The organism is Prosthecobacter sp., assembly GCF_049294395.1.
Classification (GTDB): domain Bacteria; phylum Verrucomicrobiota; class Verrucomicrobiia; order Verrucomicrobiales; family Verrucomicrobiaceae; genus Prosthecobacter.
Genome location: NZ_JBAQCR010000275.1, coordinates 1 through 1,782 on the forward strand (window position 1 = coordinate 1; position 1,782 = coordinate 1,782).

Consider the following 1,782-nt stretch of genomic DNA (forward strand, 5'->3'; position numbering starts at 1 on the left):
GAGGGGGGCTGCTGCGGTTGTTGTTGCTGCTGCTGGGATGCAAAGGGGCGCTTGGGTGCGGGCAGGGGCAGGGAGGAGGGCGAGTGGCGCGAGGCGCGTTTGCGGGCCTGGGCTTTTATGAAGGGGAAGGCCCCGTCCGGCACGGCCTGCAGCAGGGCGTGGGCGGCTTTGACCTCGGCGCTTTGGGTGTTGGCCTTGGCGATGAGCTCTGGCTGACCCTCAAAACGGCCGACGCACCAGACAAGGAGGGCGTCCTGGTAGGCGGTGGTGAGTTGCGCCCGGGTGATGGGGGCGGTGAGATCGAGGATGCGCAGGGCTTCGGTAGTCGTCATAGGGCCGAAGCTGCGAGAGAAGCGTGGAAAGGCCGTGTGTCACCCTAGATTTTGTTTGAAGTATCTTTTGAGAATGACTCGGTGACAGGGGGAGAAGCGGTGACGTGCAGGACCGCCGCGCCCCGTGGAACCCCAAAGGTGCGGATGGCTGCTGGGCAGGCCGCGTGCATTGGCGATGCGGCTGCTTTTGTTTCCGCAGTTCCTGCGTCCAGGTGCCGTCCTATGCGCGGCTTTTGATCCAGCGGAAGGCCGGAGGGGGATGATTAGCCCAGAGGCTTGAGCCGCAGCTGGCGCAGCGTGTAGAAGGGGGCGTCGGATTCCTTCATGCGCCGGGCTCCGATTTTGCGCTGCGGCCCGAATTGATCGCGCTGCGCGGTGAAGATGCCCTCCACGAATTCCTTGCTGCCCAGTGCCACGCCGTCGGTGAAATAGCGCACGCGCAGGCGCACCATTTCGGCGGGGCTGAGCCTCCCTTTCTCAGCGAGCACGGTGCGCGCTGACTCGGCGCTGATGCCACGAGATACCACCTTCTCATTCTGCGCGTCTTTGATCTCGCGACCTTCGGCATGCAGGAGGCAGCGGTAGGCGGCTGCGGCGCCGGCGCTCTTCCAGCCGTCCACGGGTTTGCCCTGGGCCTTGCAGAGGCCGCGCTGGGCTCTGCGGCTGCCGCCGAGGGCCTCGGCGTAGCCGCACCAGCGGTAGTCCTTCGGATCTTTCACAAGGCCGGCGCGCACGGGATTGAGATCGATGTAGGCGGCCATGGTGCGCAAAGCCTCGCCTTTGCCTTCGACGAGCAGGCTTTTGAAGCGGTCCATCCACAGCGTGCCACGGCGGCCGCGACGTTTGTTGAACCAGCGGCTGAAGCGTTCTTTCACCTCTTTGACGAAGAGGGAGAGATCGCAGAAGCGCTTCTTGAGTGCGTCGATCCGCTGCTCGGCCAGCACGGCCATGCCGCGCGCGCGGAAATCGGCGAGTTCATCGCGCAGCAGACCCAGGTAGGCGCGGCTGTAGAGCGTGCGCAGGTGATCGAAGAGCTTTGATTCGCCCTCGGGGCCTTCGAAGCGCTGCAGCCAGGTGTCGCGGTGCGGTACTTCGGCGAGGAGATGGAAGTGATTGCCCATGATGCAGTAGGTGACCACCTTGATGCCGGAGAATTCGGCCATGCGCCAGATCACGCGGCGCAGCGCTTCTTTTTCCACCTCATCAAACAGCACCTCGCCGCCGCAGGTGCGTGACATGACGTGGTAGCAATAAGACTCCAGCGGCCCCTTGCCGAGCACACGGAACCGCCCGCCAGACCACGAACGCGCGCCGGGAAAGATACCGGTTTTCGCATTCACGCCGATGAGCTGCTCTTCGAGCGGGATGGGCGGCATTGTTTGAGAATCAGGAGATTGGGCACGCTTCATGGGGCGGAATGTGCGAGAAATGGCAATGGGTGCAACACAAC

The 1,782-nt window shown here is 63.9% G+C and carries 2 protein-coding genes; both read right to left on the reverse strand.

All coding sequences use genetic code 11. The features are described from left to right. Nucleotides 1-332: hypothetical protein (locus WAW39_RS18675; RefSeq protein ID WP_422320698.1), on the reverse strand; the 332-nt coding region annotated here is incomplete at its 3' end. Nucleotides 333-595: 263 nt separating this feature from the next. Next, nucleotides 596-1,741: a transposase gene (locus WAW39_RS18680; RefSeq protein ID WP_422320699.1), complete on the reverse strand. Its 1,146-nt coding sequence runs from the start codon at nt 1,739-1,741 to the stop codon at nt 596-598. Between the last annotated feature and the right edge of the window lie 41 nt (nt 1,742-1,782).

Bases quoted from the DNA above. Each gene is read 5' to 3' on its own strand.
- WAW39_RS18680 (WP_422320699.1), bottom strand. From the start codon at position 1,741: ATGAAGCGTGCCCAATCTCCTGATTCTCAAACAATGCCGCCCATCCCG.